Origin of the sequence: Phyllobacterium calauticae (assembly GCF_019991125.1) — a bacterium.
GTDB lineage: Bacteria > Pseudomonadota > Alphaproteobacteria > Rhizobiales > Rhizobiaceae > Phyllobacterium > Phyllobacterium calauticae.
In genome coordinates this window covers 32,073-56,767 of record NZ_JAGENB010000003.1, presented here as the reverse complement: position 1 = coordinate 56,767, position 24,695 = coordinate 32,073, and the positions used below count along the sequence as shown (strand labels likewise).

Genomic DNA, 24,695 nt, shown 5'->3' with positions numbered 1-24,695 from the left:
AGTTGCATGCCGAAAGTTGGCGAGAAGAATATCGATGTTCTGTTCAGTGCGCAGGAGATCGCCACGCGCAATCTTGAACTGGCACAGGACATTGTGGCAAAACGGTTTGACAACCTGCTGGTGATCTCGATCCTCAAGGGATCGTTCATCTTCGCGGCGGACCTGATCCGCGCCATGCACGATGCGGGCGCCGAGCCTGATGTCGAGTTCATCACCGTGTCCAGCTATGGCAAGGGCACCGAGAGCAAGGAAGTGCGGCTGCTGCGCGACATCGACAGCGATGTGCACGGCCGCGACGTGCTGTTGATCGACGATATCCTGGAATCGGGCAGGACGCTGAAATTCACCCGCGAACTGATGCTGGAGCGCGGCGCGCGCAGCGTCTCCATCGCCGTATTGCTGGACAAGAGCGTGAAGCGGAAAACCGATATCGAAGCGGATTTCAAAGGCTTCGAATGCCCCGATTATTTCGTCGTCGGCTATGGCATGGATGTCGGGCATTCCTTCCGGCAGCTGCCCTATGTCGGTGTCGTCCGGGACTGAGGCTCTAGTGGAACGAATTTGACATTCGCATCCCATTTCACATCACGCGCAGCATGCAAATGTCAGAATCGGACCACTAGTCTCAGTTGAATTTCAGCAGGCGTTCCAGATAATCCTTTTCCATCTGCGGGCTCAGCGCATTGCCGAGCCGCTCGCGGATGGCATCGAGGATTTGCCGGGCGCGCTGGATATCGGCCTGCCCGGGCAGCATGTTCCGGTCCGGCCCGAAATCGGTGCCGTTGTTGGATTTGGACGGCCGTCCCAAGGGGTCGCGGTCACTCTGCTGCGGACCGCCCGGCTTGCCTGCCCGGCCCATGGCCTGCATCTGCTTCATCATGTCCTGTCCGCCCTTGCGCAGGGAATCCAGCGCATTGCTCTGCTGGTCGAGCGCTTGTCCGCCATCAGCCTCCCCGAGGGATTTCCGGGCATCTCCCATGGATTTTCCGGCGTCGCCGAAATCCTTGTTGGGCGTAACGCCCTGGCCGTTCAGATCGTCCATCAGCTGCTGCAGGTCGGATTGCAGCTTGCCCTGGCCGTCCTGCAGGCCCTTCAGCGCCTTGGCGATATCTTCCTCTGACATCTGGCCCTGCTGGCCGTCCTGTCCCATCTGGCCGCCGAATTGGCCATTGTCCTGCATCATGCCATTCTGGCGCTGCTGTTCCAGCCTGTGGGTCTCGTTCATCATTTTCTGCTGGCGCCGCATCAGGTCGCCGAGCTTGTCCATCTGCTGTTTCATCTGGTCGCCCTGGCCGTTCTTGCCCTGGGCCTGGCGCATCTGCAGATTGTTCAGCATGTCGTTGAGCTGCGAGAGCAACTGCTGGGCCTGCTCCTTCGAGCCCTGCTTGGCCAGTTCCTCGATCTGCTTGAGGATGCGGTCGATATCCTCCTGCCGCAATTCGCGGGCATTGGGATCGGGCGCCTGCGCCATGTTGGGATTGCGCTGGGCCTGCTGGGCAAGCTCGCGCATATATTTATTCATGGCCTTGCGCAGGTCGGCCATGCGCTTGTCGATTTCTTCGGGGCTGGCATTCTGCTCGATCGCCTGGCGCAGCGCCTCCTGGGCTTCGCGCAGGCTGCGCTCGGCGTCGGACAGGGCGCCGTCTTCGATGCCGCGCGCCACCTGCCACATATAGGCGACGACCTCGCGCAACTGATCATCGCTCCTGGCAAGGTTCAGCCGGGAACGGATGCTGCGCAAACCCAGATAATGGGCGGGATTCCGGATGGTCTCCTCCGGCCACAGGGTAATGGCATCCAGCATGTTCAGCACATCCGGCTTGGCATTGGCGTTCAGCGCCAGCATGCGCCGCTGTTCCACCACCGCGCGCGCCAGCGGATTGGCAAAGGGACGTTCCGGCATGACAAGGGTCTTGGTCTCGCTCCGGCCTTCCTGCCCGGCATCGTCAACCGCAATAAGCGTCATGCGGATTTCCGACCCGGCCCAGACATGTTCGGTCAGGTCCCGTGTCGTTTTGGTCTCGCCGCCGTCCGCGCCGCGCTTCGGCAGGCTGAGGGGGATTTCCGGGGCCTCGAACAGCGGCCTTGCATCCTTTGCCGTCGGCTGGACCTGCTCGACCTTCGCCTGCGCGCTGGCCGCACCGTAATCGTCCCTGATTTCATAGGTCAGTTCCATCGTGCCATTGACGGCGCTGGAAGGTTCCCTGGTGAAGCGGATGGTGGGCGGCTGGTCCGGCAACACGGCAAACGCCCATTCGGAATGCACGGTGCCGTTGTTGATCAGTCCGACTGTGGCGTTGGTATCGAGGGTCAGCTCGAAATTGCGCGGCTGGTCTTTTGCCGGGGCGGCGTCGGCCGTCTTCGCGTCCTGCTTGACCGGAATGTCGGCGGGCTTGCCGTCCGGCAGGGTCTGCGTCACCCGTTCGGTTCCGTTGCCGCCGATGATGCGGATGGTCAACGTGCTGTTTTGGGGGACGGTGAACTGTTTTTCCTGGTCATTGGCCGCCGAGGTGAGGAAAACCGGCGGGCGGCCCGTATAGCGCGGCGGGGTGACCCAGGCGTCGATGCGGGGCGGCAGCGCATTGCTGCTGCCGTGACTCTGGAATGCATCGCCGAGACGTCCGCCGAGCGGACTGCCGGAAAAGGCGAAGGCGATGACGAGAAGCAGCCCGACCACGGCCCGCAGGCCCCAGGGGTCGATTTCCGGGATGTTTGTCCGGGGCAGGCCGGTTTTCAGGCCTCTGATGCGTTCGGCCATGCGCTTGCGGTGCTCGTCCCACAGGGCCTGTGCGAAGGGATCGTCCGTGCTGGTCGCCAAGATTTCCGACTGGACGGCAATCGGCTGGTGATCGAGCGTGTTGACGTCTTCGATGCGGCGGCTGACATCGGCATGCTCGGGCAGGCGGAATCTCAAAAGGGTATAGAGGCACACCGGAAGCGACAGGACAAACAGTGTCAGCAGACCGAGACGGACGAGATCCGGCATCATGCGGAACAGGCCGAACCAGGCGACGATCACGAACAGTGCAGCGACAAGCAGCAGCGGCAGGACCCGCGGCCATAACCGCTCGAAGGCCAGGGTCAGCCACGCGGACAAGCGGAGCCGATCGATACTCTTGAAAATATCGAACCTGACCCTTTCAGCGTCCCGCCCATCGGGGTGTTGACCGGTCATCCCTGCTCCATCTCGTCACCCTGCGATTCCATCATGACCGCATTGACGCTGGTCAAGAATACCACTCATCGTGGCAAAGGCGAGGCCTTGGCGCAAAAAGCCGTTCACCGTTCTGTGTGCCGGCTGGTTTCAGAGCCAGTCCGGTATGGAATCGAGACCGATGAGTTCCTCATAGGTCGTCCGCGGGCGCACCACATGGAAGCGGTCGCCGCTGACAAGCACTTCCGGCACCAGCAGGCGGGTATTGTAGGTTCCCGACTGAACCGCGCCATAGGCACCGGCCGTGCCGATGGCGATCAGGTCGCCGGGGGCCGGACGCGGCAGGTCGCGGTCAAGACCGAGATAGTCGCCGGTTTCGCAGACCGGGCCGACGATGTCGCCGCGAATGCGCGGATGCGACGCTGATGGCTCCTTGACCGGACGGATCGTGTGGAACGCGTCATAGAGCGTCGGGCGGATGAGGTCATTCATCGCCGCGTCGACGATGATGAAATTGCGCGCGTCGCCTTCCTTGACGAAGATCACTTCGCTGACCAGGATTCCGGCATTGCCGACGATCAGGCGGCCCGGCTCGAAAATGGTCTTGAGCCCGAGTGGCTTGATATGCCGGGCGACGATGGCCGCATAGGCGTCGGGCAGGGGCGGCGGATTGTTGTCGAAGTGATAGGGAATGCCGAGGCCGCCGCCGAGATCGACATGCTTGATATCGTGGCCGTCGGCCTTGAGGTCGCCGACGAGCTGGGCAAGCAGGGCGAAGGCATCGTCAAACGGCTCCAGATCGGTGATCTGGCTGCCGATATGCATGTCGATGCCGGACACCTTCAGGCCGGGCAGCCGCGCCGCATGGGCGTAGACGGATCGTGCCTTGGCCAGCGGAATGCCGAACTTGTTCTCGGACTTGCCCGTGGAAATCTTCTTGTGGGTCTTGGCATCGACATCGGGATTGATGCGCAAGGACACCGGCGCAATCTTGCCCGCCGCCACGGCGCGGCTGGACAGGAGTTCCAGCTCCGGCTCGGATTCAACGTTGAAGCAATGAATGCCCGCTGCCAGCGCAAAGTCCATTTCGCCCGGCTTCTTGCCCACGCCGGAAAAGACGATCTTGCTTGCGGGAATTCCCGCGGCCAGGGCACGGCGCATCTCACCTTCCGATACCACGTCGGCACCGGAGCCGAGACGCGCCAGGGTCTTCAGGACAGCCTGATTGGAATTGGCTTTCAAGGCGTAGCAGACCAGCGCATCCATTTCGGCAAAGGCCGCGGCAAAGACCTTGTAGTGCCGTTCGATGGTGGCCGTCGAATAGCAGTAGAAGGGGGTGCCGACCGCGCTGGCGATATCGGGAATGCTGACGTCCTCGGCATGGAGAACGCCGTCCTTGTAATCGAAATGATTCACGAAAAATCTGCCTAGATGATGGAGTCGAGGAAAAAGCGCTTGTCTTGAACGGGCGGTCTGGCCGGTTTCGGCTCGCCCGGTGCCGGAGCGGTCACCGATGCGGGCGGCAATTCGAGCGGGCCCTTGCGGCCGCAGGCCGACACCGCGCTGACGATTGCAACCGCCATCAGAATTGTCGTGAGGTAAGAACGGCTTGTCATCGATTTAGATCCTGTCGTCCGAAAGTATGTTGTCCTGTCTAACGCATGGAGGAACGCTTTGCATCCCCCATCGTCGGACTTACGATTTCGTGATGCGTTTTTGCCAGAACCTGATCTGCTTGCGCACCTGTTCCGGCGCCGTGCCGCCATAGGATTTGCGGCTGCGCACGGATTTGTCCACGGTAAGGTAGCCGAACACGGCCTCGGTGATGCCGGGGTGAATACCCTTGAGGTCATCCAGCGTTAGCTTGCCGAGTTCGCTCTTCTTCTCTTCCGCCAGCGCGACGGCGCGGCCGGTGACATGGTGGGCCTCGCGGAAGGGCAGGCCAAGCTCGCGCACCAGCCAGTCCGCCAGATCGGTGGCGGTGGAATAGCCGGAACCGGCGGCCTTCTTCATGGCTGCGGTGTTGATCGTCATGTCGCCGACCATGCCGGTCATGGCGGCCAGAGCGAGCTCAAGGGTTTCGGCCGCATCGAACACGGCTTCCTTGTCTTCCTGCATGTCCTTGGAATAGGTCAGCGGCAGGCCCTTCATGACGGTCAGCAGGCCGACGAGCGAGCCGGTGATGCGGCCGGTCTTGGCGCGCACCAACTCGGCGGCATCGGGGTTCTTCTTCTGCGGCATGATCGACGAGCCGGTGGAGAAGGAATCGGACAGGCGCACGAAGCCGAACTGTGGCGTCGACCAGATGACGATTTCCTCGGCCAGCCGGGAGAGATGCGTGGCGGCAATGGCGGCCATCGACAGGAATTCCAGCGCGTAGTCGCGGTCAGAGACGCTGTCGAGCGAGTTGCGCGTGGGTTCGCGGAAGCCGAGTTCCTTCGCCGTCATGTGCCGGTCGATGGGGAAGCCGGTTCCCGCCAGCGCGGCGGCGCCGAGCGGCGATTCATCCATGCGCTCGATCGCGTCCTTCACCCGGCTGAGATCGCGGCCGAACATTTCCACATAGGCCATGCAGTGATGGCCGAAGGTGACGGGCTGCGCGGTCTGCAGATGGGTAAAGCCGGGCATGAGGGTTGCCGCATGTTCCTCGGCGCGCTTCAGGAAAGCCTCGATCAGCTTTTTCAGTGCGGTTGCCGTGCGCTGGAATTCTTCCTTGACCCACAGGCGGAAATCGACGGCAACCTGATCATTGCGCGACCGCGCCGTGTGCAGGCGGCCGGCCGGTGCGCCGATCAGTTCGGCAAGACGCGACTCGACATTCATGTGAATGTCTTCAAGTTTGCGTGAGAAAACGAACTTTCCGCTTTCGATCTCTGACAATATCGTGTTCAGGCCCTTTGCGATCTTGTCGTGGTCGTCCGCCGCGATTATGCCGGTTTTCGCAAGCATGGCTGCATGGGCAAGTGAACCGCGAATGTCCTGGGCATAGAGTTTCTGGTCAAACCCGATGGAAGCGTTGATTTCTTCCATGATGGCGGCCGGACCTGAGGCGAAACGGCCTCCCCACATTTCGTTGCTGTTTTTCTTGTCGGACATTGTAAGCCTTGGGTAAACCGGGGTGGATAGACGGAAAGTGTAAGATATGGACAACGGCAACGAAACACAGAAAACCACTTCAGGCGGCAGCAGGAAAATTATTGTTCTTGCCGCGCTCGCAGGCATAGTCGCCGGTGCGGTTGGGGTATACGTGATGGAGCGGCCTTCTGGCAATATTGTTGCCGGAACAAACACGACCGATCAATGCACCGCCAAGACCGATACGGCGAGGAAGATCGATGCCGCCGCCACGGGCGCCGTCGCCGCCATGCGCGGGGCCGAGAAGCCGCAGTCCATGTCCGCACTGTCCTTCACCGGACCCGACGGCAAGCCGATGCGGCTGGCGGATTTCAAGGGCAAGACCGTCCTTGTCAATCTCTGGGCCACCTGGTGCGCGCCCTGCCGCGAAGAGATGCCGGCGCTCGATGCGCTGCAGACCAAGAAGGGCGGCGACAATTTTCAGGTCGTGACGATCAATATCGATACGGGCGATGACCAGAAGCCGAAAGGTTTCCTGGCTGATATCGGCGTGAAATCACTGGCGCTCTACCGCGATCCGACCATGGGCGTGTTCAATGAGCTCAAGCGCAAGAACCTGGCGTTCGGCCTGCCGGTGACGATGATCGTCGACAAGGAGGGCTGCCAGATTGCCGCCATGAACGGTCCCGCGCCGTGGGAAAGCGATGACGCCGTGCGTCTGATCGATGCGGCCATAGCGGCGCAGTGATTGCTTGAAATGCGGCGGACCATTGCCACGCCCACTGTCGCGTCTGGCTGTTGAGAAGGTGGGGCAAAGCTGCGGTGCGTGGTTCGACAGGCTCACCATGAGGGTATCCAGTGCTCAGCAGAATGCAGCCTCCTTCATGGTGAGCCTGTCGAACCACGCACAATGTTCCTGCAAAAAAACCGCCGGGATTTTCATCCGCGGCGGGTTCATTGTTCATTCAATCCGAAGATCTGATTATTCCGGCTGACCGGCAGCGGCTTTGCGGGCCTTCTTGGCCTTGTACTTGTCGAAGCCGGAGGGATCGCCGGGCTTGCGCTCCTTGGGCTTCTTCACCTTTTCGGGTTTTTCCGCGGTCCAGCCTTCCGGCTTGGCCTTGGCGGGCTTGGCTGCCCAGTCGGCTTTCGGCTTGTCGTCACGCGGGTGGTCATCGCGGGCGCGGGGCGGCTTGCGGTCATCCCATTCGCGCTTTTCGCCAAAGCTTTTCTTCGGCTTGAAATCGCTGCGCGGGGAAGAGGATCCTGCGCCCTCGCTGCGGGTGATGTTCACACCCTTTTCGCCGGTGCCGTACTGCTTGATGCGGGCAAGAAACGCGTCGGCCTTGCTCGCCGTGATCTCGAAGCGGGTTTCGGTCTCGAGAATCTTGATCGAACCGACGTCGGTCTTGGTGATGTCGCCGGCCTTGCAGATCAGCGGCAGCAGCCAGCGCGGCTCGGCGCGCTGCTTGCGGCCGACGCTGAGCGAGAACCAGGCACCGCTCTCGAACTGTTCGAAACGGTCCGAACGCGGCGCGCGCTCGGCGCGATCATTCCTGTCACTGCGACCGGGCCGGTCATCATAGCTGCCCTTGCGGATCGGCTCGAGAACGTGGGCTGGCGTGTTCGACAGTTCTTCGGGTGCAGGACGCGCGGCCATCTGCTGGCGCAGGTAGGCGGCGGCAATCTGCTCGGCGGAATGCAGGCCGAGAAGCTCGCGGACATATTCGCCTTCCTCGTCGGTCATGACTTCGGTCAGCGACGGATCGTTGAGGATGCGGTCATGATTGCGCTTGTTGATGGCAGCGGCATCCGGCGGCGGCACCATCGTGGTGCTGAGCTTTGCCATCTGCAGCAGCCGTTCGGCCGAACGGCGGCGCGAGGCCGGCACGATCAGCACGCAGATGCCCTTGCGGCCCGCGCGGCCGGTACGGCCACTGCGGTGCAGCAGCGTGTCCGGGTTGGTCGGCAGGTCGGCATGGATGACGAGATCGAGATTGGGCAGGTCGATGCCGCGTGCGGCCACGTCGGTGGCCACGCAAACGCGGGCACGGCCGTCGCGCATGGCCTGCAGCGCATTGGTGCGCTCGGCCTGGCTGAGTTCGCCGGAGAGCGAAACAACGGAAAAGCCGCGATTGGACAGGCGGCTGGTCAGATGCTTGACCGCTTCGCGGGTCGCACCGAACACGATGGTGTTCTGGGCATCGTAAAACAGCAGCGCATTGATGATCGCATTTTCGCGCTCACGCGGTGCCACCGGCATGATGTGATATTCAATATCGCTGTGCTGGGACTTTTCGCTGGTCGCGGTGATGCGCAGTGCATCGTTCTGGAACTGTTTTGCCAGCTGGGCAATCGGTTTCGGCACCGTGGCCGAGAACATCAGCGTGCGGCGTTCCTTCGGCGCTTCGCCGAGGATGAATTCGAGGTCTTCGCGGAAACCGAGGTCGAGCATTTCATCGGCTTCGTCGAGCACCACGGCGCGCAGCTCGGTCATGTCGAGCGAGCCGCGGGTAATGTGGTCGCGCAGACGGCCGGGCGTGCCGACAACGATATGGGCACCGCCCTGCAATGCGCGGCGTTCCTTGGTCATGTCCATGCCGCCGACACAGGATGCGATGCGGGCGCCGGTCTTCTCGTAGAGCCATTCCAGCTCGCGGCGCACCTGCAGGGCAAGCTCGCGGGTCGGGGCAATCACCAGCGCATAGGGTGCGCCGATGGAGGTGAAGCGGTCTTCGCCTTCGAGCAGCGTCGGTGCGATGGCAATGCCGAACGCGACGGTCTTGCCGGAACCGGTCTGGGCGGAGACGAGAAGGTCCGCACCGTCCGCTTCCGGAGCAAGCACAGCTGTCTGCACCGGCGTCAGGGTCTCGTAACCACGGGCTGCCAATGCACCGGACAGCGCCGGGGCGATAGAATCGAAAATAGTCATTAATGAACTTTCAAGTACGTGTTTGGGCTGGTGTTTTCGGCTCGGCATATGTTGGGGCACGAGCGGCACGCATATAGCTTTGTTGCGCTCTCGTAGAGGTTATCGCTCATTTCGTCAATGGCAGGGCATGGAGAGCCGATGCAGGGGAGCCGTGCAAATTCGTTGTGGGTGGTGGTTCGACAGGCTCATCATGAGGGAGGGTGAGGATTGCAGGGAGCCATATTCTGCAACATTTGCAATTGGCCTTGCAGTCAGACCACATCCCTCATGGTGAGCCTGTCGAACCACGCACAATACTGATGCCAGAAACCTCAGACAGCAAATCCGGCCCGTTTCAGGCGGACGATGGCCAGATCCAGCGCGGAGAGAAAGCTGGAGCGGTCCTTGGGCGAAAAGGGCCGCGGGCCGCCGGTGATCTGGCCGGCCGAGCGCAGTTCGTCCATCAAGTTGCGCGTAGCCAGCGTGTTGCCGATGGAGGCCTCGGTGAAAGCGCGGCCGGTCGGCGAGATGGCGTCGGCCCCGGCCTTCACGCAGCGGCTGGCCAGTGGAATGTCGGCGGTCACCACCACATCGCCGCGCGATACCCGTTCGGCGATCCAGTCATCGGCCGCATCGAAACCGTCACTGACGATGACGCGTTCGATCATCGGATCGCGCGGAATGGTCATGAGGGAATTGGAAACAACGTAGACCTTGACGCCGTAGCGCTCGGCAACGCGGTAAATCTCGGCTTTCACCGGACAGGCGTCGGCGTCGACATAGATGGCGATGGTTTTCTGCTCGTTCATGCTCAACCGAAGATGTGGAGGGCGGCCAGGCCGACGGAGGCAGCCAGGCCGATGGCAAAGCCGATGGCGAGCGCCGCCACCAGAAAGCCGGTGCCAAGCCATGCGCCATCCTGTTCACCGAGGCCAATGCTGAGCAGGATGATGCTGAGCGCCGGCAACTGATTGATGAGCGGAACAGGCAGCACAACGATGAGCGCCATGACCAGCGCTGCAAGGCTGACGATCCGCTCCATGACGACCTGCGGCAGCAGCCAGTAGCGCGGGCGGGCCAGCCGTTCGAAACGGATGAGCAGCGGTTCAAGCTTGCCGACAAAGCGGCGATAGGTTTCCGTGCGCAGGGATTTCTTCCGCAGGAAGGCCGGGAACCACGGATTTTCCAGGCCGATCAGCATCTGCAGCGAAAGAAGGATCAGGGGAATGCCGAAGATCGTCGAAGACCCCGGCGGCAGCGGCACCAGATTGAGTGCGGCAAAGAGGATCAGCAGCGCGCCGAAGCTGCGTTCGGAAAGCGCGGACAGGATATCGTCAAACGAAACCCTGTCCGCGTCTGTTTCACCGATCTTGACCAGAATGCTGGACAGACGCCGTTCCGCAGGGTCACCCAAGGGGTCCCAATGATACGGTTTTCCGTCAGCGTTCATTCATCTTCTCCATCGATGCAATTATGCTTTCGTCGTTGTCTCGGCGATAGAGGGTGTCGAGGCAGGTTTTGCATCTATCGTTAATTCGGGTTCCGGCACGTCGTTGCGTGTCTTCCAGAGCGAACTGAAAATGCCGGCGGCAAGGATGCCGAGCGTGATCGAGAGTGACCACATCGGCGGTATCTTTGCCAGCCCCAATGCGTCAGCCACGAAAATCTTTCCGCCAATGAACACCAGCACGAGAGACAGGGCATATTTCAGATAGACGAAGCGATGGATAAGGCTTGCAAGCGCGAAATACAGCGCACGCAGGCCAAGGATCGCAAAGATGTTCGAAGTGAAGACGATATAGGGATCGGTGGTGATGGCAAAAATCGCAGGGATGGAATCCACCGCGAAGATCACATCCGCCAGTTCCACCATGACGAGTGCCAGGAGCAGCGGGGTAATCCATGTCTTCGACTTGCCCGTATGCGGGTCGGTGCGCCGGATCATGAATTTCTGCCCGTGCAGCTCGTCGGTGACGCGGAAACGTTTGCGCATGAACTTGAAGACCGGATTGGCCGAGACGTCGAACTCGTCGTCGCCGGCCATGAGCATGCGGATGCCGGTGATGATCAGGAACGCGGCAAAGAGATAGAGAACCCACTCATATTGTTCGACAATAGCCGCACCCGCCGCGATCATGATGCCGCGAAGGATGACAACACCGAGAATGCCGTAGACGAGCACCCGGTGCTGATATTGCTTGGGAATGGCGAAATAACCGAAAATCATGGCAATGACGAAAATATTGTCCATCGCCAGGCTCTTCTCGACGACGAAGCCGGTGAGGTACTGCATGCCGGACTCGCTGCCCAGCTCCCACCAGATGAAGCCGCCGAAGGCGACGCCAAGACTGATGTAGAACGCCGAGAGCAAAAGGCTCTGGCGCATGCCTATATCGTGATTTTTTCGGTTGAGAACGCCCAGGTCGAGGACGAGAAGCACAAGAACAAGGGCAAAAAAGCCAAGCCACATCCATAGGGGCTTGCCCATGGCATCAACAAACAGAAGCTCCATGTGAAAAATGATCCGCCGGCATCGGTTCCAGATTACAGCTCCGACATCACGAGAGAGCCGGTAACTCTCGCCAGAGGGGCCCGGTGCTGCAATTCTGCCTGAATTGGGGAGCGGCAGGGGTCAATGCAAGGGTTTGAATGAAATAAATAATCTGCGGCCGCCGGATTGAACGGCGCTTGGCGCCCTCAGCGGGTGGGAACGGGGTTCTCGCCGCGATAGTCGTAGAAGCCGCGCCCGGCCTTGCGCCCCAGCCAGCCGGCTTCGACATATTTGACCAGCAGCGGGCAGGGGCGGTATTTCGAATCCGCGAGGCCGTCATGCAGCACCTGCATGATCGACAGGCAGGTGTCGAGGCCGATGAAATCGGCAAGCTGCAACGGGCCCATCGGGTGATTGGCGCCCAGTTTCATCGCCGTATCGATGGCTTCGACCGAGCCCACGCCCTCGTAGAGCACGTAGATGGCTTCGTTGATCATCGGCAGCAGGATGCGGTTGACGATGAAGGCCGGGAAATCTTCGGAGACCGTCAGCGTCTTGTCGAGGCTGGTAACGAATTCGCGCGCGATCTCGAACGTGACGTTTTCCGTGGCAATGCCGCGAATCAGTTCGACCAGCTTCATCACCGGAACCGGATTCATGAAGTGGATGCCGATGAAGCGCTCCGGCCGGTCCGTGGTGGCGGCAAGCCGCGTGATCGAGATGGAGGAGGTGTTGGTTGCGAGGATCGCTTCCGGATTGAGGTTGGGGCAGAGCTGGGCAAAAATCTTGCGCTTGACCGTCTCGTCCTCCGTCGCGGCCTCGATGGCCAGATCGACACCGGCGAGGTCTTCAATGCGCAGGGCCGGACGGATGCGCGACATGCCCTTGACGCGCTCGGCTTCCTCGAGCTTGCCATGGGAAACCTGCCGGGCCATGTTGCCGTTGACGGTGGCGATGGCCTTTTCCAGCTGGTCGGCGGACTGGTCATGGATCAAAACATCATATCCGGCCAGTGCACAGACGTGAGCGATTCCTCCGCCCATTTGTCCCGCGCCAACAATGCCTACAGTTTTGATCGAGCCAGCCATGTTTCCATCCGTTTCTTTTCTTTGTAGCACCAAACTAAATGGCCGGGGTAGCGTTCGTCTACCCCGGCCATGCAGATTCATTTCAATCTTGCGATGAAATTCAAAGCGCTTTTTCGAGTTCCGGCAGAATGACGAAAAGATCGCCGACCAGGCCGTAATCGGCGACCTGGAAAATCGGTGCTTCCTCGTCCTTGTTGATGGCAACGATGACCTTGGAGTCCTTCATGCCGGCCAGATGCTGGATCGCGCCCGAAATGCCGACGGCGATGTAGAGATCAGGCGCAACCACCTTGCCCGTCTGGCCGACCTGCCAGTCGTTCGGGGCGTAACCGGCATCGACGGCGGCGCGCGAGGCACCGACGGCCGCGCCGAGCTTGTCGGCCACGGGCAGGATGACTTCCTTGAACTTCTCGTTGGAGCCGAGGGCACGGCCGCCGGAGATGATGATCCTGGCCGAGGTCAGTTCCGGACGGTCGCCGCCGGAAAGCTTGGCTTCGATGAAGGTGGACAGGCCCGGATTGGCGGCAGCCGCAACAGTCTCGACCGGAGCCGAACCGCCTTCGCCGGCGGCCGCAAAGGTGGCGGTGCGCACGGTGATGACGCGCTTGGCATCGGTCGCCTGGACGGTCTGCAGGGCATTGCCCGCATAGATCGGACGCTTGAACGTATCGGGCGCGATGACCTCGATGATGTCGGAGATCTGCATGACGTCGAGCAGGGCGGCAACGCGCGGCAGGATGTTCTTGCCGTTGGTGGTTGCGGCAGCAATGATCGTGTCATAATTGCCGGCGATCGAAACAATCAGCGCCGCGGTGGCTTCCGCCAGGCGGTTGGCCAGATCGTCGCTGTCGGCCAGCAGGACCTTCTTGACACCGGCAAGCTTGGCGGCCTGATCGGCAACGCCCTTGGCGCCCTTGCCGGCAACCAGAACATGCACATCGGAACCGATGGAGAGCGCTGCGGTCAGTGCCTTGGCGGTCTGGTCGGAAAGGGTCTCGTTATCGTGTTCGGCAAAAAGAAGAATAGCCATGGTAAATTCCTTTCCTGATCCTTAGAGAACGCCGGCTTCGTTCTTCAGCTTGCTGATGAGCTCGGCAACGTCCTTGACCTTGACGCCTGCCTTGCGGCCGCCCGGCTCTTCGGTCTTCAGCACCTTGAGGCGCGGCTTGGTGTCGACGCCGTAATCGGCTGCGGTCTTTTCATCCAGCGGCTTCTTCTTCGCCTTCATGATGTTCGGCAGCGAAGCATAGCGCGGCTGGTTGAGGCGCAGGTCCGTCGTGACGATAGCCGGCAGCTTGATTTCGATGGTCTGCAGGCCGCCGTCGACTTCGCGGGTAACCTTGGCGGTATCGCTGCCGAGTTCGACCTTGGAGGCGAAGGTGCCCTGGCTCCAGCCAAGCAAAGCGGACAGCATCTGGCCGGTCTGGTTGGCATCGTCGTCGATGGCCTGCTTGCCGAGAATGACCAGCTGCGGCTGTTCGGCTTCGACAATGCCCTTGAGGATCTTGGCAACGGCAAGCGGCTCGACGATGTCGTCGACCTTGACCAGAATGCCGCGGTCGGCACCCATGGCAAGCGCGGTGCGGATGGTTTCCTGCGCCTGTGCAGGTCCGATGGAGACAACGACCACTTCCTCGACCTTGCCGGCCTCTTTCAGGCGCAGCGCTTCCTCGACCGCGATTTCGTCGAACGGGTTCATCGACATCTTCACGTTGGCAAGCTCAACGCCCGAACCGTCGCCCTTAACCCTGATCTTCACATTGTAATCGACTACCCGCTTTACCGGTACGAGGACTTTCATGGGGACTCCCTCTCATAAGAACTGCAGACAGATTTAACTGCCGGGCAATGGCACCCGCTTGCCGGATGCCGACATTGAGGTGAAAAAAACGACACATTAGTGGAACGAATTTGACATTCGCATCCCATTGGACATCACGCGAGAGATGCGAATGTCAAATTCACACGTTCCACTACAAGCATACATTTGGCCGTGGTCCTTTGATTCTGACATTTGCTTGAATGGCCTGTATCAAAGGGGTGCAAATGTCAGAATCGGACCGCGGCTGTGTCAGGATCGTGCGGGACCGTAAATATGACTAACGTAAAGGTCAATCATCCAGTTTGCTGTTATTGGGGCTTAAACGATTGAAACTTGCGGGATCAACGGCCCCACCGGGGTGAAGGCGGTTCGGGTGGCGTTTGCGGCGGCTGCTTGTCGACGATAACGGCGCGCGGCGAGACGATCGCCCGGTCAAACAGCGGCACGCTGCGGCGTTTGAACGGGATGAGGAGCAGGGCGCCGGCAATGATGCCGCCGACATGGCCGGACCAGGAAATGCGGTCTTCGCCATGGGTGACGAGCATCACGAACTGGAGCCCGATCCAGAGGACGAGCGGATAGAGCGCGGGGATGCGCAGGGGTATCCGGCCGAAAGCCAGCACCCAGACCCGCACACGCGGATGCAGCATCAGATAGGCGGTGATCACGCCGGCGATGGCGGCCGATGCCCCGATCAGCGGCCCCTCGGAAGACGGGTCGAGCGTACCGTGCAGGAAGGCGCCCGCGGCAGCGCAGAGCAGGTAGAAAATCAGGAACCTGATATGGCCCATGGCATCTTCGACATTGTCGCCGAAGACCCAGAGGAACAGCATGTTGCCGCCCAAGTGGAAGATATCGGCATGGAGGAAGGCATAGGTGACATAGGTGAAAGCGGGCGGCACGAAATCATATCGCGGCGGCAGCACCGTCATATGGTGCGCCACCGACGGGATATAGCCAAAGCCGATGGAGGCGGTCTTTGAATCTGCCCCGGCGAGGCTCGTCAGGCCGAAGATGATGACATTGAGGGCAATCAGCGCCAGGGTGACATATTGCAGCTTGATGTATTTGAGGCTGTTGGCGTCGTAGAGTGGAATGAACATCGGCGCCGTTCCCCCGTTCAGCGGTTCTTACCGGGCACCCATAACACGTCCTTCGCGCCATTGTCATTGACGGCTCGTGCGGCGACGAAGAGAAAATCGGAAACGCGGTTGATGTATTTGAGCGCGGCTGGTGTGACGGCCTCATCAGGCCTTTGCGCCAGCGCCACCATGTGCCGTTCGGCACGCCTTGCCACCGTGCGCGCCAGATGCAGGGCAGTGGAGGCCGCCGATCCGCCCGGCAGGACGAAGGAGCGCAGCGGTGCCAGCTTTTCATTCAACAGATCGATATCCGCTTCGATGCGCGCGACCTGGGTGTCGATAATGCGCAACGGTTCGTATGCAAGCTTTTCCCCGGTATCGGGTGTAGCCAGATCGGCGCCGAGATCGAACAGATCGTTCTGGATGCGGGCGAGCATGGCGTCGATTTCCGGAAACTGCTCCGCCGTATGCAGCCGCGCCAGCCCCACGCAGGCATTGGCTTCATCGACCGTGCCATAGGCTTCGACGCGCAGGTCGTGCTTCAGACGGCGCTCGCCGCTGCCGAGCCCGGTGGTGCCGTCATCGCCGGTCCTGGTGTAGATCCTGTTGAGCTTGACCATGGCCTGTCCCGCGGTCAGCTGGCGGCGCGGTGGAAGTAAATCGCGCCGACGATGAGAATGATCGCCACCAGCTGCAGGAAAATGCGCAGCTGCATCATCTTGTTGGAAAAGTTGGCATCGCCGCCCTTCATCATGTTGCGCAGACCGATCAGAAGCACGACGGTGACGGCGGCAATGGCAACGACTGCCAGAAACTTGAAGATGATATCCATGGTTTTTCCTTTTCAGGCCGGAGCGCTTTCAGGACTGGCCGGCAAGCATGCGGTATAGCGCACGCGACGACAGAAATCTGCGGGCAAGAACCGCAAATTTCGCGGGGCGCGTGACGAGATAATGCGGTTTGGGACGCGGATTTTCCAGCGCGTCCTTCAGCACGGTGTAGACCGCTTCCGGGCCAAGCTTGGAGCGGGACTTGGTGCCGCCCTGCGACAGGCGGGCAATCTGCTTCTGATAATCCGCGCGATGCACCGAGTTCTCGACATCGATGTATTTCTCGATCTGCTGCAGCGCATTGTAGGTGAAGCGCGAGGCAATCGGTCCCGGCTCGATCAGGGAGACATGGATGCCGGAGCCTTCAAGTTCCATGCGCTGGACCAGCATCAGGCCTTCCAGCGCGAATTTCGACGCGACATAGGCCCCGCGCCACTTCATCGGCACGAGCCCGAGAATCGACGAGCAATGCACGATTCGCCCATGGCCCTGACGGCGCATCACCGGGACGATGTGCCGGGTCAGCTCATGCCAGCCGAAGAAATTGGCATCGAACTGTTCGCGTAAGCCTTCGATGGGCAGGTCTTCCACGGCGCCCGGCAACGCATAGGCGCCATTGTTGTAAAGCGCATCGAGTGTGCCGCCGGTCGCGGCGAGCACATCGTCAACGAGCGCCCGGATGGAATCCGGTTCGCGATAATCGAGATAATGGGCTGAAAGGCCGTCGGCTTGAAGCGCTGCGATATCCTCGTTTCGCCGCGCCGTTGCAAAGACCTGCCAGCCATCCGCCTTGAGGGCGCGGGCGCAATGGGCGCCGATGCCGCTGGAACATCCTGTGATCAAAATCGTTCTGGAACTGGTCATTCTTTTCCGATTGCTGCAAACCGAATGGTAAAATCAAAAAAAGACTTCACATATTCGCCCGCGCCTTGCAATGTCACGAGGGGCCGGACCCGCACTAAAGGGACAAACCATTTTCAATGCGTAGAGTATATGTTTTTCTCCGGCGGGTGACCTTCGACACATTGAGGCATTTCAGCACGGATGACGGCTGGGCTCTGGCAAGCCACGTGGCGCTGTCGGGCATCCTGGCGCTGTTTCCGTTTCTGATTTTCGCCACCTCGCTTGCCAGCTTTCTCGGCGCCAGCGCCTTTACCGATACGGCGGTGCATGTGGTGTTCGACACCTGGCCCGAGGTAATCGCCCGGCCGATTGCGCAGGAGGTTCGCAATGTTCTCAACGTCCAGCGCGGCGGGCTTCTGACCATCAGCGTGATCGCAGCCGCCTATTTTGCCTCCAACGGCATCGAAGCGCTGCGCATCGCACTCAACCGCGCCTACCGGGTGGTCGATACACGCTCGATCATCTATTGCCGCCTGCAAAGCTTGGGCTATGTGATCGTGGCCACCGTCGGCATCATGGCCATCAGCTTTCTCCTGGTGCTGGCGCCGCTGGCGGTGCGCATCGCCAGCAAATGGGTTCCCGAGCTTGACGTTCTGTCCGGCACCATCGGCTTCTGGCGTTACTGCATTGCTTCCGCCGTGCTGATCGTCGGGCTGCTGGTGGCGCATCTGTGGCTGCCGGCGGGGCGGCGCAAGCTCATCGATATCCTGCCGGGGATCCTCGTGACCCTGCTGGCGTGGATCGTCGGCGCATCGATTTTCGCGAGCTATCTCGAGACGTTCGCATCCTACGTGTCGACCTATGCGGGCCTTGCCTCGATCATGGCGGCAATCGTCTTCCTCTATATCATCGCCGCGATTTTCATCATCGGCGCCGAGGTCAATGCCGCCATCATCCACTATCGCGAGGGCAGGGTCGCCAAGCGCTTCTGACCCGTCGACAGCGCGACGCCGAGGGTTGCCACCACCATGCCGCACAGCTGGAACAGCGTCAGTGTTTCGCCGAAAAGCACATAGGCCATCAGGGCGGTCACGCCAGGCACCAGATAGAACAGCGAAGCGACCTTCGACACGGCGCCCTGATTGATCAGGACCATCAGCAGCAGCACCGCGCCGATCGACAGCACGAAGACCAGCCAGAACAGCGCGAAGCCGAGAGGCGCGGCCCAGATCACCGCGTGGGTTTCGAACAGCAGCGAAAAGATGCCGGTGAGCACGGCCGCGCCGAGATATTGCAGCGTCGTGCCCGCCTTCAGGTCGATGGTGCCGACAAAGCGTTTCTGCCAAACGGTTCCGGCACTGATGGCCAGCACCGAAAGGATCGACGCGCCGACGGTTGCCGGCGTGATTCCATCGGCGGAAATCGACAGTTTAGGCCAGAGCACCATGGCGACGCCGACAAAGCCGACCGCCAGCCCGGCCCAATGACGCGGCTGGATTTTCTCGCCGAGAACGGCCCCGGCAATCAGTGCCGTGATCAGCGGCTGCAGCCCGACCACCAGCGCCGACATGCCTGCGGGCAGGCCGCGGTGGATCGCCCAGAACACGGCGCCGAGATAGACGCCGTGGATCAGGCAGCCGGCGATGATCGCGTGCATGGCGCCGCGCCCGCTCGGCCAATGGTTGCCGGCCATGACGACCCACGTGCCGAGAATGGCACCGGCAATAACAAACCGGATCGTCAGGAACAGGAACGGCTCCATGTAGGGCATGGCATAGCGGGCGCCGATGAAGCCGGTGGCCCACAGGAGGACGAACAGGGCGGGAAAATAACGGACGGGCATGATGGGGACCGGATCACGGGATGAGTTGTGATGCAGGTTTATACGAACGCCGGTCTTGCAGCCAGATGTTGTTTTACGGCCCAGGTCCTAAGGCTGTGGTGTCAATCCGGCCAGGCCGATGATGTCTTCCCGCGTCACCCCTGCCGCGCGCAAGGAGCGCAGCGAGGTATCCCTGCGGCTCTTGGACAGTTTCTGGCCGTCGTGATCGAGGATCAACCTGTGATGGTGATAGATTGGTGGTTGCAGTCCGAGGATGGTCTGCAGCAGGCGGTGGATGCCGGTGGCCTGGAACAGGTCCCTGCCGCGCACCACATGACTGACGCCCTGCAGCGCATCGTCGATGACGACGGAGAGGTGATAGCTGGTCGGCATGTCCTTGCGGGCGATGATGACGTCGCCCCAATCCTGCGGCCGGGCTGCGATATCGGACCCGCCATCCGCCGTTTCATGCCAGAATAAAGGTTCCCCCACGTGCGCAAGCGCGCGGTCCATGTGGACCCGCCATGAAAACGGCTGCCCGTCATCCATACGCCGCTGGCGCTCCCGTTTGGAAATCGTACGGTCGATTGCGGGATAAAGCGCCGCGCCGTCCGGGTCGTGCGGCCATACCAGCCCCTTGGCCGTGGCTTTCTGCATTTCCCGTTTGATGTCGCCGCGGCTGAGGAAGGCGGGGTATACCAGGTCCATGCGGATGAGGCGGTCAAGCACATCCCGGTAGACGCCGAAATGCTCCGACTGGCGGCGCACTGGCGTTTCCCAGTCAAGTCCCAGCCAGTGCAGATCCTCCTGCATGGCGGCTTCCAGTTCGGGCGTGCAGCGTTCGCGGTCGATATCCTCCATGCGCAGCAGAAGCCGCCCGCCGGCCGCCTGCGCCATCTGCCGGTTGAGCAGGGCGGAATAGGCATGGCCGAGATGCAGGTGGCCATTGGGACTGGGAGCAAAGCGGAAAACCGGGACAGTCATGAACTGGGATTCTTGCGTGAGGACCTTGTCGATTGATACGGTGTTTGTTCCGAGATGAAAAGTGAACGGTTCCATGCGCAGAATAGACACGCTTGACGATGTTGCGGAAGGGCTGACGGCCCTCTTGGCGGCACACCCCGAACTGGCGGCGATTGCCGAGCGGGCAGGGCCGTTGCCGCTGCGGCGGCGGGTGCCGGGTTTCGAGAGCCTTGCCTCGGTCATCGTCTCGCAGCAGGTATCGAAGGCCAGTGCCGATTCGATCTGGAAGCGGCTGATCCAGCATGTCGATCCGCTGACCCCCGAAAACTATGTCAGGGCGGGGGAGGAGGCCTGGCGCCTCGCGGGTCTTTCGCGCGCCAAGCAGGCGACGCTGGCCCGGATCAGCGAGGCGATCATGGCCGGAGAGCTTGATCTGTTCGACCTGTGCGACCGCCCCATCGACGAGGCCATGACCGTCATGACAAATGTGAAGGGCATCGGGCCGTGGACGGCGGAAGTCTATCTCCTGTTTTCGGCCGGACATGCTGATGTTTTCCCGTCCGGCGACGTTGCCCTGCAGCACGCCTATGCCCATGCCTATGCCGAATCAGTGAAACCTGATTCGAAATCCCTGCGTCTTTTGGCGGAGCGCTGGTCGCCGTGGAGGGGTGTCGCGGCCCGGCTTTTCTGGGCTTATTACGCCGCAACCCGTGGCCGGGATGGCACACCGGTTGGATGAAGTTGAAATAACGGGGTTTTTCGCAGCCTGCGATGCAATGGCGCTTCACATTCCTGTCACCTCGAGCTTACAATAATGGGGCCTGATGGTTGGACTGGGAGGTGATTCCTTGACAATAGCCGTCTCGCCGGACGGGTTACCGGCCCTGGTACTCAATGCGGACTACCGTCCGCTCAGTTATTATCCCTTGTCGCTGTGGTCCTGGCAGGACGCGATCAAGGCGGTCTTCCTTGACCGTGTGAATATCGTTGCCGAATACGAGTATGAGGTTTCCTCCCCCTCGTTCGCAATGCGGGTACCGAGCGTCGTTTCCCTCAAGACCTATATCAAGCCGTCGCGCACGCCTGCCTTTACGCGATTCAATGTTTTCCTGCGCGACCGGTTCGAATGCCAGTATTGCGGGTCGGAGGATGATCTGACCTTCGATCACGTGACGCCCCGTTGCGCCGGCGGTGCCACGATCTGGGAAAATGTCGTTGCAGCCTGTTCGCCTTGCAATCTGCGCAAGGGCGGCTTGATGCCGGACAAGGCCAAGATGTGGCCGCGGCAGAAGCCTTTTGCGCCGACTGTGCACGATCTGCACAATAATGGCCGGCTGTTCCCGCCGAACCATCTGCATGAAAGCTGGATGGATTATCTCTACTGGGATGTCGAACTGGAGCCATAGGACCCCAGTTCCATTGTATCCGGCAAAGGCGGCGTCAGGCCGCCTTTTTTGCACCGCGAAAGGCGATGAGCGCGAGGATCAGGCTGGCAATCGCATTCCAGCCGGCAAAGGACAGGCCAAGCACACGCAGGGCCGCCGTATCGCATGCGGGCGGATGGATTGCATTCATGTCATTCAAGAGGTTGCCGGCATTGGTGGTGATCGACATGCTGACCGCCGTGCAATCGGTCGGTCCCGGCCAGAACTTCCATTCGACACCGGAGTGGAACACCGCAAGGCCGAGCCCGATCAGCATCAGGATGCCGCCGAGCGCCAGAAGCGTACGCGTGAGGGCCGCAGGCCAGCGAAAGGCCGCCGCAAGCACGGCGAGTGCCATCAGCGGAATGCCCGCATAGTAGGGAAAGCGCTGCTCAAGGCACAGTTTGCAGGGGAGATAGCCGCCGATATACTGGAAGCCCAGCGCCGAGCCCACGGTGACGATCATGGCAAGGAGCAGGAAAACCGCTGTCTTGAGATGCGGCGAAGAGCGGGTCGTCGTCATGATGGGTCAGACATCCTCATTCAGATTGGATCGTTCAGGAGCTGTAATAGTGCAGTATGGCGTAAAGCAGGATCAGCACGGCCGCCGCCGCCGCCGCGATCAGGCCCAGGCGCTTTTCGATGAAATGGCGGATCGGTTCGCCGTAACGGCGCAAAAGCCAGGCGAGGAAGAAGAAGCGGGCGCCGCGCGTGATCACTGCGGAAACGATGAACAGCCAGATGTTGACGTTGGCTGCACCCGACAGGATCGTCACGATCTTCATCGGCGGCAAATGGGCAAGGCCGGATGTGATCAGCAGCAGGAGGATCATGTCGGCGCTGGTCGAGCCGCGCATCTGCTCGAAGGCGTCGAGCTTGCCGTAGAATTCGAGCACGGGCTTGGCCAGGGCTTCATAGGCATAATGGCCGAGAAACCATCCGGCGATACCGCCCAGCACCGAGAAGATCGTGGCAACAAGCGCGTAGCGGTAGGCCCGTTCAGGCCGTGCCAGCGCCATGGGCAGGTAGAGCACGTCGGCAGGAACGACGAAGACCGAGCTTTCGACAAAGGCAATGAACGCCAGCCAGACCTCAGCCGATTTGCGCGCGGCCAGTGACATTGTCCAATCATAAAGTCTGCGCAGCATGGCGTGATTCCTGTGGGTGTCGGTTCGATAAAGCTGGCGATCCTTACCCCATGCCCGGGAAAAACGGAATCGTTTCTATGGAAATTGTGTGCGGTTGACGATCTGGCATGCTGCGGCTGGGCTTTCCAGGCTGCAAATCGGCTGTAGCGGGCGGTGTCCGCCTTCGCAACACACAGAGATGTTATCCCGCCAGAAAACGTTGGAATGGTGTTGACCGGCGTGGGGTCTGCCTGTATTTGGCTTTGACGGCTGTGGTTCGCCCGCGGCCGGTGCACATTGCGGCCCCCTTGGCGGAATTGGTAGACGCGCCTGACTCAAAATCAGGTTCCGAGAGGAGTGCTGGTTCGATTCCGGCAGGGGGCACCATCCCAAAAATCACGCATGGCTTTTACTGTCTTTTTTAGTGGTTTTTGTCCCACTTTTTTACCGCGTTTTTGAGTTGGACTTCTGGAAGCCTCGTTCTGCTCCGGTATAAGCTGTGCATCTGCTTTCTCACAAGTAAGGGGTGTTTGCCTAAATCCAATGAGGCAGGCAACCGATTTTCGATAACAGGCCGTAAGTAGTCGTACGCATAGAAGGTTTGCGATTTCCGTGGTTATCTTGACTGGCGGCCTCATATTTCTTCATGCGGCTATAGCGATGACAAGGAAGGGTATTCTTATGCGCGTGTTGACCGAAGCTGAAATGGAAATTGTTTATGGTGGCTGTGGCCCCGGAGGATCACCGACAAAAGACACTGCCGCAACCTGCCAAGGTATTTATGGTGCAAGAGGGGGATTCAGTGGTGCTACTAAAGGCGGCCCAAATCCGACCGCATACCCAGGGACATATAGTATCAGCCCACGCGGGGGTGTTGCCACAATAGGAGTAGCTGCGGGAACGGCAGCATCTGTAATGGTTGGTTGGCCAAAAGCTGTGGCAACAGGTATCGCCTTGACAGCAGCGGCTGTTGCAGCGGGGATGGGTAAAGGTGGCTGAATGCCTTTCGGCTTTAGTTGAAAGGTTCAGTTCATTGAAAATTATCGGACTTGATATGAAATTCAACCTCATGAGCATAGCCTGTGAGGCAGCGAGCATTGTTTGTTATATTTTGTTAATATTATTATTTGGTGGAACATGGCAAATAATAATATTCAAGATAATTATGTTGCCTCTATGTGTTATGTCTGGATTATATTTACAGTATTTTAAAAGTTTACCACATTGTTCCAATATTTATTATGCGGTAAAATCGATTTTAAATTCACTTTTAGCTACATGTGTACTTTGTATTTTTATTTTGAATCCAAGTATGTCTGTTATTGATATTCTTATAATAACATCTATGTCACTCGCAATTTGTTTTACATTGTCAATGATATTTCAAATTGACATGATGAAAAAGTGATTAGTCCGGCGATGGTTGTTCTAACGATTATCCATCCGTTGCAAGATGCAGCAAGGACAATGGAAGGATATTGCATGCAGGAACCGCCCGCTGAGAAAAGTGATAACGAGAAACAAAATCGTATAATCAATGGAATTGGTGGGGGCGTAGGTGCACTGGTGGGCAGCCTGAGCGGATCTTTCATTTTTCATAATCTGATGATTGGCATCGCAGCAGGCGTCTTGGTCGGCTGCTCCATCGGCATCGTTTTTAATCGGGTATGGCGTAGATAGATAATGACAATGCACGGGTGGGTGGTGGCTCTTAACGTGTCAACCGAAACAAAAGGATGACTAATAGCTTCTGCAGGGGCAGGTATTGGTGCAGGGGCTGGGAACATCATGGGTAGCGTTGGTTACGGGTATCTCACCATCATGGTGGTCGCCGTCATAACTGCGGCCATTGCCTATTTCCTCCTGTCAGTATTGATCTCTCAAAAATAGCGCATACGGCTGCTCCGGTTTTGTAGATTGACCGGAGCAGACGATAAGTCTCATAGTCGAAATCGCTGACGTGGCATGTCCGCGCCCCGCCGCTTCATCGACATAAATACAAAGTGAAGCGTCCCGGAATTGTTGCACCCGGCGGAATATGGTTAGGTCCGCAGGCGTCGACC

At 59.9% G+C, this 24,695-nt stretch carries 25 protein-coding genes and 1 tRNA gene; 7 read left to right on the top strand and 19 right to left on the bottom strand.

Going from position 1 to position 24,695, the window contains the following annotated elements; translation table 11 throughout:
- Positions 1-6: 6 nt before the first annotated feature.
- Complete coding sequence (hpt, locus tag J1W56_RS12060; RefSeq protein WP_223613550.1) at positions 7-543, top strand: hypoxanthine phosphoribosyltransferase; 537 nt, start codon at positions 7-9, stop codon at positions 541-543.
- 82 nt (positions 544-625) lie between these two features.
- Here hpt and J1W56_RS12055 read toward each other — a convergent pair whose 3' ends face one another.
- The 4 genes from J1W56_RS12055 to argH all read right to left on the bottom strand — a co-directional run bounded on the left by J1W56_RS12055 (position 626) and on the right by argH (position 6,250).
- The gene (locus tag J1W56_RS12055; RefSeq protein WP_223613549.1) at positions 626-3,175 is read right to left on the bottom strand and encodes a TIGR02302 family protein; all 2,550 of its coding nucleotides are present in this window, start codon (positions 3,173-3,175) and stop codon (positions 626-628) included.
- A gap of 129 nt (positions 3,176-3,304) precedes the next feature.
- Complete coding sequence (lysA, locus tag J1W56_RS12050; protein ID WP_223613548.1) at positions 3,305-4,570, bottom strand: diaminopimelate decarboxylase; 1,266 nt, start codon at positions 4,568-4,570, stop codon at positions 3,305-3,307.
- An 11-nt stretch (positions 4,571-4,581) separates the two neighbouring features.
- On the bottom strand, positions 4,582-4,770 hold the full coding sequence (lptM, locus tag J1W56_RS12045; protein ID WP_223613547.1) for an LPS translocon maturation chaperone LptM: 189 nt from the start codon (positions 4,768-4,770) through the stop codon (positions 4,582-4,584).
- Between the two features lie 79 nt (positions 4,771-4,849).
- A complete protein-coding gene (gene argH, locus J1W56_RS12040; RefSeq protein WP_223613546.1) occupies positions 4,850-6,250 on the bottom strand; it encodes an argininosuccinate lyase in 1,401 nt (466 codons plus the stop codon).
- Between the two features lie 46 nt (positions 6,251-6,296).
- On the opposite strand from argH, the gene tlpA reads away from it, so the two are divergent.
- Positions 6,297-6,977, top strand: coding sequence for a thiol:disulfide interchange protein TlpA (gene tlpA, locus J1W56_RS12035; RefSeq protein ID WP_223613545.1), 681 nt, complete (start codon positions 6,297-6,299; stop codon positions 6,975-6,977).
- 234 nt (positions 6,978-7,211) lie between these two features.
- Here the strand turns inward: tlpA and J1W56_RS12030 are convergent, their stop codons facing one another.
- From J1W56_RS12030 to J1W56_RS11980, 11 genes are all read right to left on the bottom strand, one after another.
- Positions 7,212-9,161, bottom strand: a complete 1,950-nt coding sequence (locus J1W56_RS12030) for a DEAD/DEAH box helicase (RefSeq protein ID WP_223613544.1) — start codon at positions 9,159-9,161, stop codon at positions 7,212-7,214.
- 311 nt (positions 9,162-9,472) lie between these two features.
- The gene (locus J1W56_RS12025) at positions 9,473-9,949 is read right to left on the bottom strand and encodes a YaiI/YqxD family protein (RefSeq protein WP_223613543.1); all 477 of its coding nucleotides are present in this window, start codon (positions 9,947-9,949) and stop codon (positions 9,473-9,475) included.
- 2 nt (positions 9,950-9,951) lie between these two features.
- Positions 9,952-10,590: an exopolysaccharide biosynthesis protein gene (locus tag J1W56_RS12020; RefSeq protein ID WP_223613542.1), complete on the bottom strand. Its 639-nt coding sequence runs from the start codon at positions 10,588-10,590 to the stop codon at positions 9,952-9,954.
- Positions 10,591-10,611: 21 nt separating this feature from the next.
- Complete coding sequence (locus J1W56_RS12015) at positions 10,612-11,652, bottom strand: TerC family protein (protein WP_223613541.1); 1,041 nt, start codon at positions 11,650-11,652, stop codon at positions 10,612-10,614.
- A gap of 185 nt (positions 11,653-11,837) precedes the next feature.
- Positions 11,838-12,719, bottom strand: coding sequence for a 3-hydroxybutyryl-CoA dehydrogenase (locus J1W56_RS12010; protein WP_223613540.1), 882 nt, complete (start codon positions 12,717-12,719; stop codon positions 11,838-11,840).
- Between the two features lie 100 nt (positions 12,720-12,819).
- Positions 12,820-13,749: an electron transfer flavoprotein subunit alpha/FixB family protein gene (locus tag J1W56_RS12005; protein ID WP_223613539.1), complete on the bottom strand. Its 930-nt coding sequence runs from the start codon at positions 13,747-13,749 to the stop codon at positions 12,820-12,822.
- A gap of 21 nt (positions 13,750-13,770) precedes the next feature.
- Positions 13,771-14,520 (bottom strand): electron transfer flavoprotein subunit beta/FixA family protein, encoded by a 750-nt coding sequence (locus tag J1W56_RS12000; RefSeq protein WP_223613538.1) that lies wholly within the window; start codon positions 14,518-14,520, stop codon positions 13,771-13,773.
- A 362-nt stretch (positions 14,521-14,882) separates the two neighbouring features.
- Entirely contained in the window at positions 14,883-15,644 is a 762-nt protein-coding gene (locus J1W56_RS11995) for a rhomboid family intramembrane serine protease (RefSeq protein WP_223613537.1), read from the bottom strand.
- 17 nt (positions 15,645-15,661) lie between these two features.
- Complete coding sequence (locus J1W56_RS11990; RefSeq protein ID WP_223613536.1) at positions 15,662-16,243, bottom strand: cob(I)yrinic acid a,c-diamide adenosyltransferase; 582 nt, start codon at positions 16,241-16,243, stop codon at positions 15,662-15,664.
- Between the two features lie 14 nt (positions 16,244-16,257).
- Entirely contained in the window at positions 16,258-16,455 is a 198-nt protein-coding gene (locus J1W56_RS11985; RefSeq protein ID WP_105734544.1) for a twin transmembrane helix small protein, read from the bottom strand.
- Positions 16,456-16,483: 28 nt separating this feature from the next.
- On the bottom strand, positions 16,484-17,317 hold the full coding sequence (locus tag J1W56_RS11980; protein WP_223613535.1) for an SDR family oxidoreductase: 834 nt from the start codon (positions 17,315-17,317) through the stop codon (positions 16,484-16,486).
- A gap of 116 nt (positions 17,318-17,433) precedes the next feature.
- Between J1W56_RS11980 and J1W56_RS11975 the strand changes: the two genes are divergently transcribed.
- A complete protein-coding gene (locus tag J1W56_RS11975; protein WP_223613534.1) occupies positions 17,434-18,288 on the top strand; it encodes a YihY/virulence factor BrkB family protein in 855 nt (284 codons plus the stop codon).
- Here J1W56_RS11975 and J1W56_RS11970 read toward each other — a convergent pair.
- Positions 18,255-19,139: a DMT family transporter gene (locus tag J1W56_RS11970; protein WP_223613533.1), complete on the bottom strand. Its 885-nt coding sequence runs from the start codon at positions 19,137-19,139 to the stop codon at positions 18,255-18,257. The two genes, J1W56_RS11975 and J1W56_RS11970, sit on opposite strands and share 34 nt — an antisense overlap.
- An 87-nt stretch (positions 19,140-19,226) precedes the next feature.
- Positions 19,227-20,102, bottom strand: coding sequence for a tRNA glutamyl-Q(34) synthetase GluQRS (gene gluQRS, locus J1W56_RS11965; RefSeq protein ID WP_223613532.1), 876 nt, complete (start codon positions 20,100-20,102; stop codon positions 19,227-19,229).
- 73 nt (positions 20,103-20,175) lie between these two features.
- Between gluQRS and J1W56_RS11960 the strand changes: the two genes are divergently transcribed.
- Both J1W56_RS11960 and J1W56_RS11955 read left to right on the top strand, forming a co-directional pair.
- Positions 20,176-20,820, top strand: a complete 645-nt coding sequence (locus tag J1W56_RS11960) for a DNA-3-methyladenine glycosylase family protein (RefSeq protein WP_223613531.1) — start codon at positions 20,176-20,178, stop codon at positions 20,818-20,820.
- Between the two features lie 109 nt (positions 20,821-20,929).
- A complete protein-coding gene (locus J1W56_RS11955) occupies positions 20,930-21,487 on the top strand; it encodes an HNH endonuclease (RefSeq protein WP_223613530.1) in 558 nt (185 codons plus the stop codon).
- 34 nt (positions 21,488-21,521) lie between these two features.
- Here the strand turns inward: J1W56_RS11955 and J1W56_RS11950 are convergent, their stop codons facing one another.
- Positions 21,522-22,028 carry a disulfide bond formation protein B gene (locus J1W56_RS11950; protein WP_223613529.1) on the bottom strand — a complete coding sequence of 169 codons (507 nt, stop codon included), beginning with the start codon at positions 22,026-22,028 and terminating at the stop codon, positions 21,522-21,524.
- Positions 22,029-22,062: 34 nt separating this feature from the next.
- Entirely contained in the window at positions 22,063-22,653 is a 591-nt protein-coding gene (locus J1W56_RS11945) for a YqaA family protein (RefSeq protein ID WP_105734551.1), read from the bottom strand.
- Positions 22,654-22,934: 281 nt separating this feature from the next.
- On the opposite strand from J1W56_RS11945, the gene J1W56_RS11940 reads away from it, so the two are divergent.
- Together J1W56_RS11940 and J1W56_RS11935 are read left to right on the top strand one after the other, a co-directional pair.
- Positions 22,935-23,019: transfer RNA gene (locus tag J1W56_RS11940), tRNA-Leu, on the top strand.
- Positions 23,020-24,114: 1,095 nt separating this feature from the next.
- Entirely contained in the window at positions 24,115-24,312 is a 198-nt protein-coding gene (locus J1W56_RS11935) for a hypothetical protein (RefSeq protein ID WP_223613528.1), read from the top strand.
- Positions 24,313-24,695 lie beyond the last annotated feature (383 nt).

Bases quoted from the DNA above. Each gene is read 5' to 3' on its own strand.
- J1W56_RS11975 (WP_223613534.1), top strand. From the start codon at position 17,434: ATGCGTAGAGTATATGTTTTTCTCCGGCGGGTGACCTTCGACACATTG.
- hpt (WP_223613550.1), top strand. From the start codon at position 7: ATGCCGAAAGTTGGCGAGAAGAATATCGATGTTCTGTTCAGTGCGCAG.
- J1W56_RS12010 (WP_223613540.1), bottom strand. From the start codon at position 12,719: ATGGCTGGCTCGATCAAAACTGTAGGCATTGTTGGCGCGGGACAAATG.
- J1W56_RS11990 (WP_223613536.1), bottom strand. From the start codon at position 16,243: ATGGTCAAGCTCAACAGGATCTACACCAGGACCGGCGATGACGGCACC.
- lptM (WP_223613547.1), bottom strand. From the start codon at position 4,770: ATGACAAGCCGTTCTTACCTCACGACAATTCTGATGGCGGTTGCAATC.
- J1W56_RS12025 (WP_223613543.1), bottom strand. From the start codon at position 9,949: ATGAACGAGCAGAAAACCATCGCCATCTATGTCGACGCCGACGCCTGT.
- J1W56_RS12020 (WP_223613542.1), bottom strand. From the start codon at position 10,590: ATGAACGCTGACGGAAAACCGTATCATTGGGACCCCTTGGGTGACCCT.
- J1W56_RS11985 (WP_105734544.1), bottom strand. From the start codon at position 16,455: ATGGATATCATCTTCAAGTTTCTGGCAGTCGTTGCCATTGCCGCCGTC.
- J1W56_RS11960 (WP_223613531.1), top strand. From the start codon at position 20,176: ATGCGCAGAATAGACACGCTTGACGATGTTGCGGAAGGGCTGACGGCC.
- J1W56_RS12015 (WP_223613541.1), bottom strand. From the start codon at position 11,652: ATGGAGCTTCTGTTTGTTGATGCCATGGGCAAGCCCCTATGGATGTGG.
- gluQRS (WP_223613532.1), bottom strand. From the start codon at position 20,102: ATGACTGTCCCGGTTTTCCGCTTTGCTCCCAGTCCCAATGGCCACCTG.
- J1W56_RS11935 (WP_223613528.1), top strand. From the start codon at position 24,115: ATGCAGGAACCGCCCGCTGAGAAAAGTGATAACGAGAAACAAAATCGT.
- J1W56_RS11995 (WP_223613537.1), bottom strand. From the start codon at position 15,644: ATGTTCATTCCACTCTACGACGCCAACAGCCTCAAATACATCAAGCTG.
- J1W56_RS11945 (WP_105734551.1), bottom strand. From the start codon at position 22,653: ATGCTGCGCAGACTTTATGATTGGACAATGTCACTGGCCGCGCGCAAA.
- J1W56_RS12000 (WP_223613538.1), bottom strand. From the start codon at position 14,520: ATGAAAGTCCTCGTACCGGTAAAGCGGGTAGTCGATTACAATGTGAAG.
- tlpA (WP_223613545.1), top strand. From the start codon at position 6,297: ATGGACAACGGCAACGAAACACAGAAAACCACTTCAGGCGGCAGCAGG.
- J1W56_RS11980 (WP_223613535.1), bottom strand. From the start codon at position 17,317: ATGACCAGTTCCAGAACGATTTTGATCACAGGATGTTCCAGCGGCATC.
- J1W56_RS12005 (WP_223613539.1), bottom strand. From the start codon at position 13,749: ATGGCTATTCTTCTTTTTGCCGAACACGATAACGAGACCCTTTCCGAC.
- argH (WP_223613546.1), bottom strand. From the start codon at position 6,250: ATGTCCGACAAGAAAAACAGCAACGAAATGTGGGGAGGCCGTTTCGCC.
- J1W56_RS12055 (WP_223613549.1), bottom strand. From the start codon at position 3,175: ATGACCGGTCAACACCCCGATGGGCGGGACGCTGAAAGGGTCAGGTTC.
- J1W56_RS11950 (WP_223613529.1), bottom strand. From the start codon at position 22,028: ATGACGACGACCCGCTCTTCGCCGCATCTCAAGACAGCGGTTTTCCTG.
- J1W56_RS12030 (WP_223613544.1), bottom strand. From the start codon at position 9,161: ATGACTATTTTCGATTCTATCGCCCCGGCGCTGTCCGGTGCATTGGCA.
- J1W56_RS11970 (WP_223613533.1), bottom strand. From the start codon at position 19,139: ATGCCCGTCCGTTATTTTCCCGCCCTGTTCGTCCTCCTGTGGGCCACC.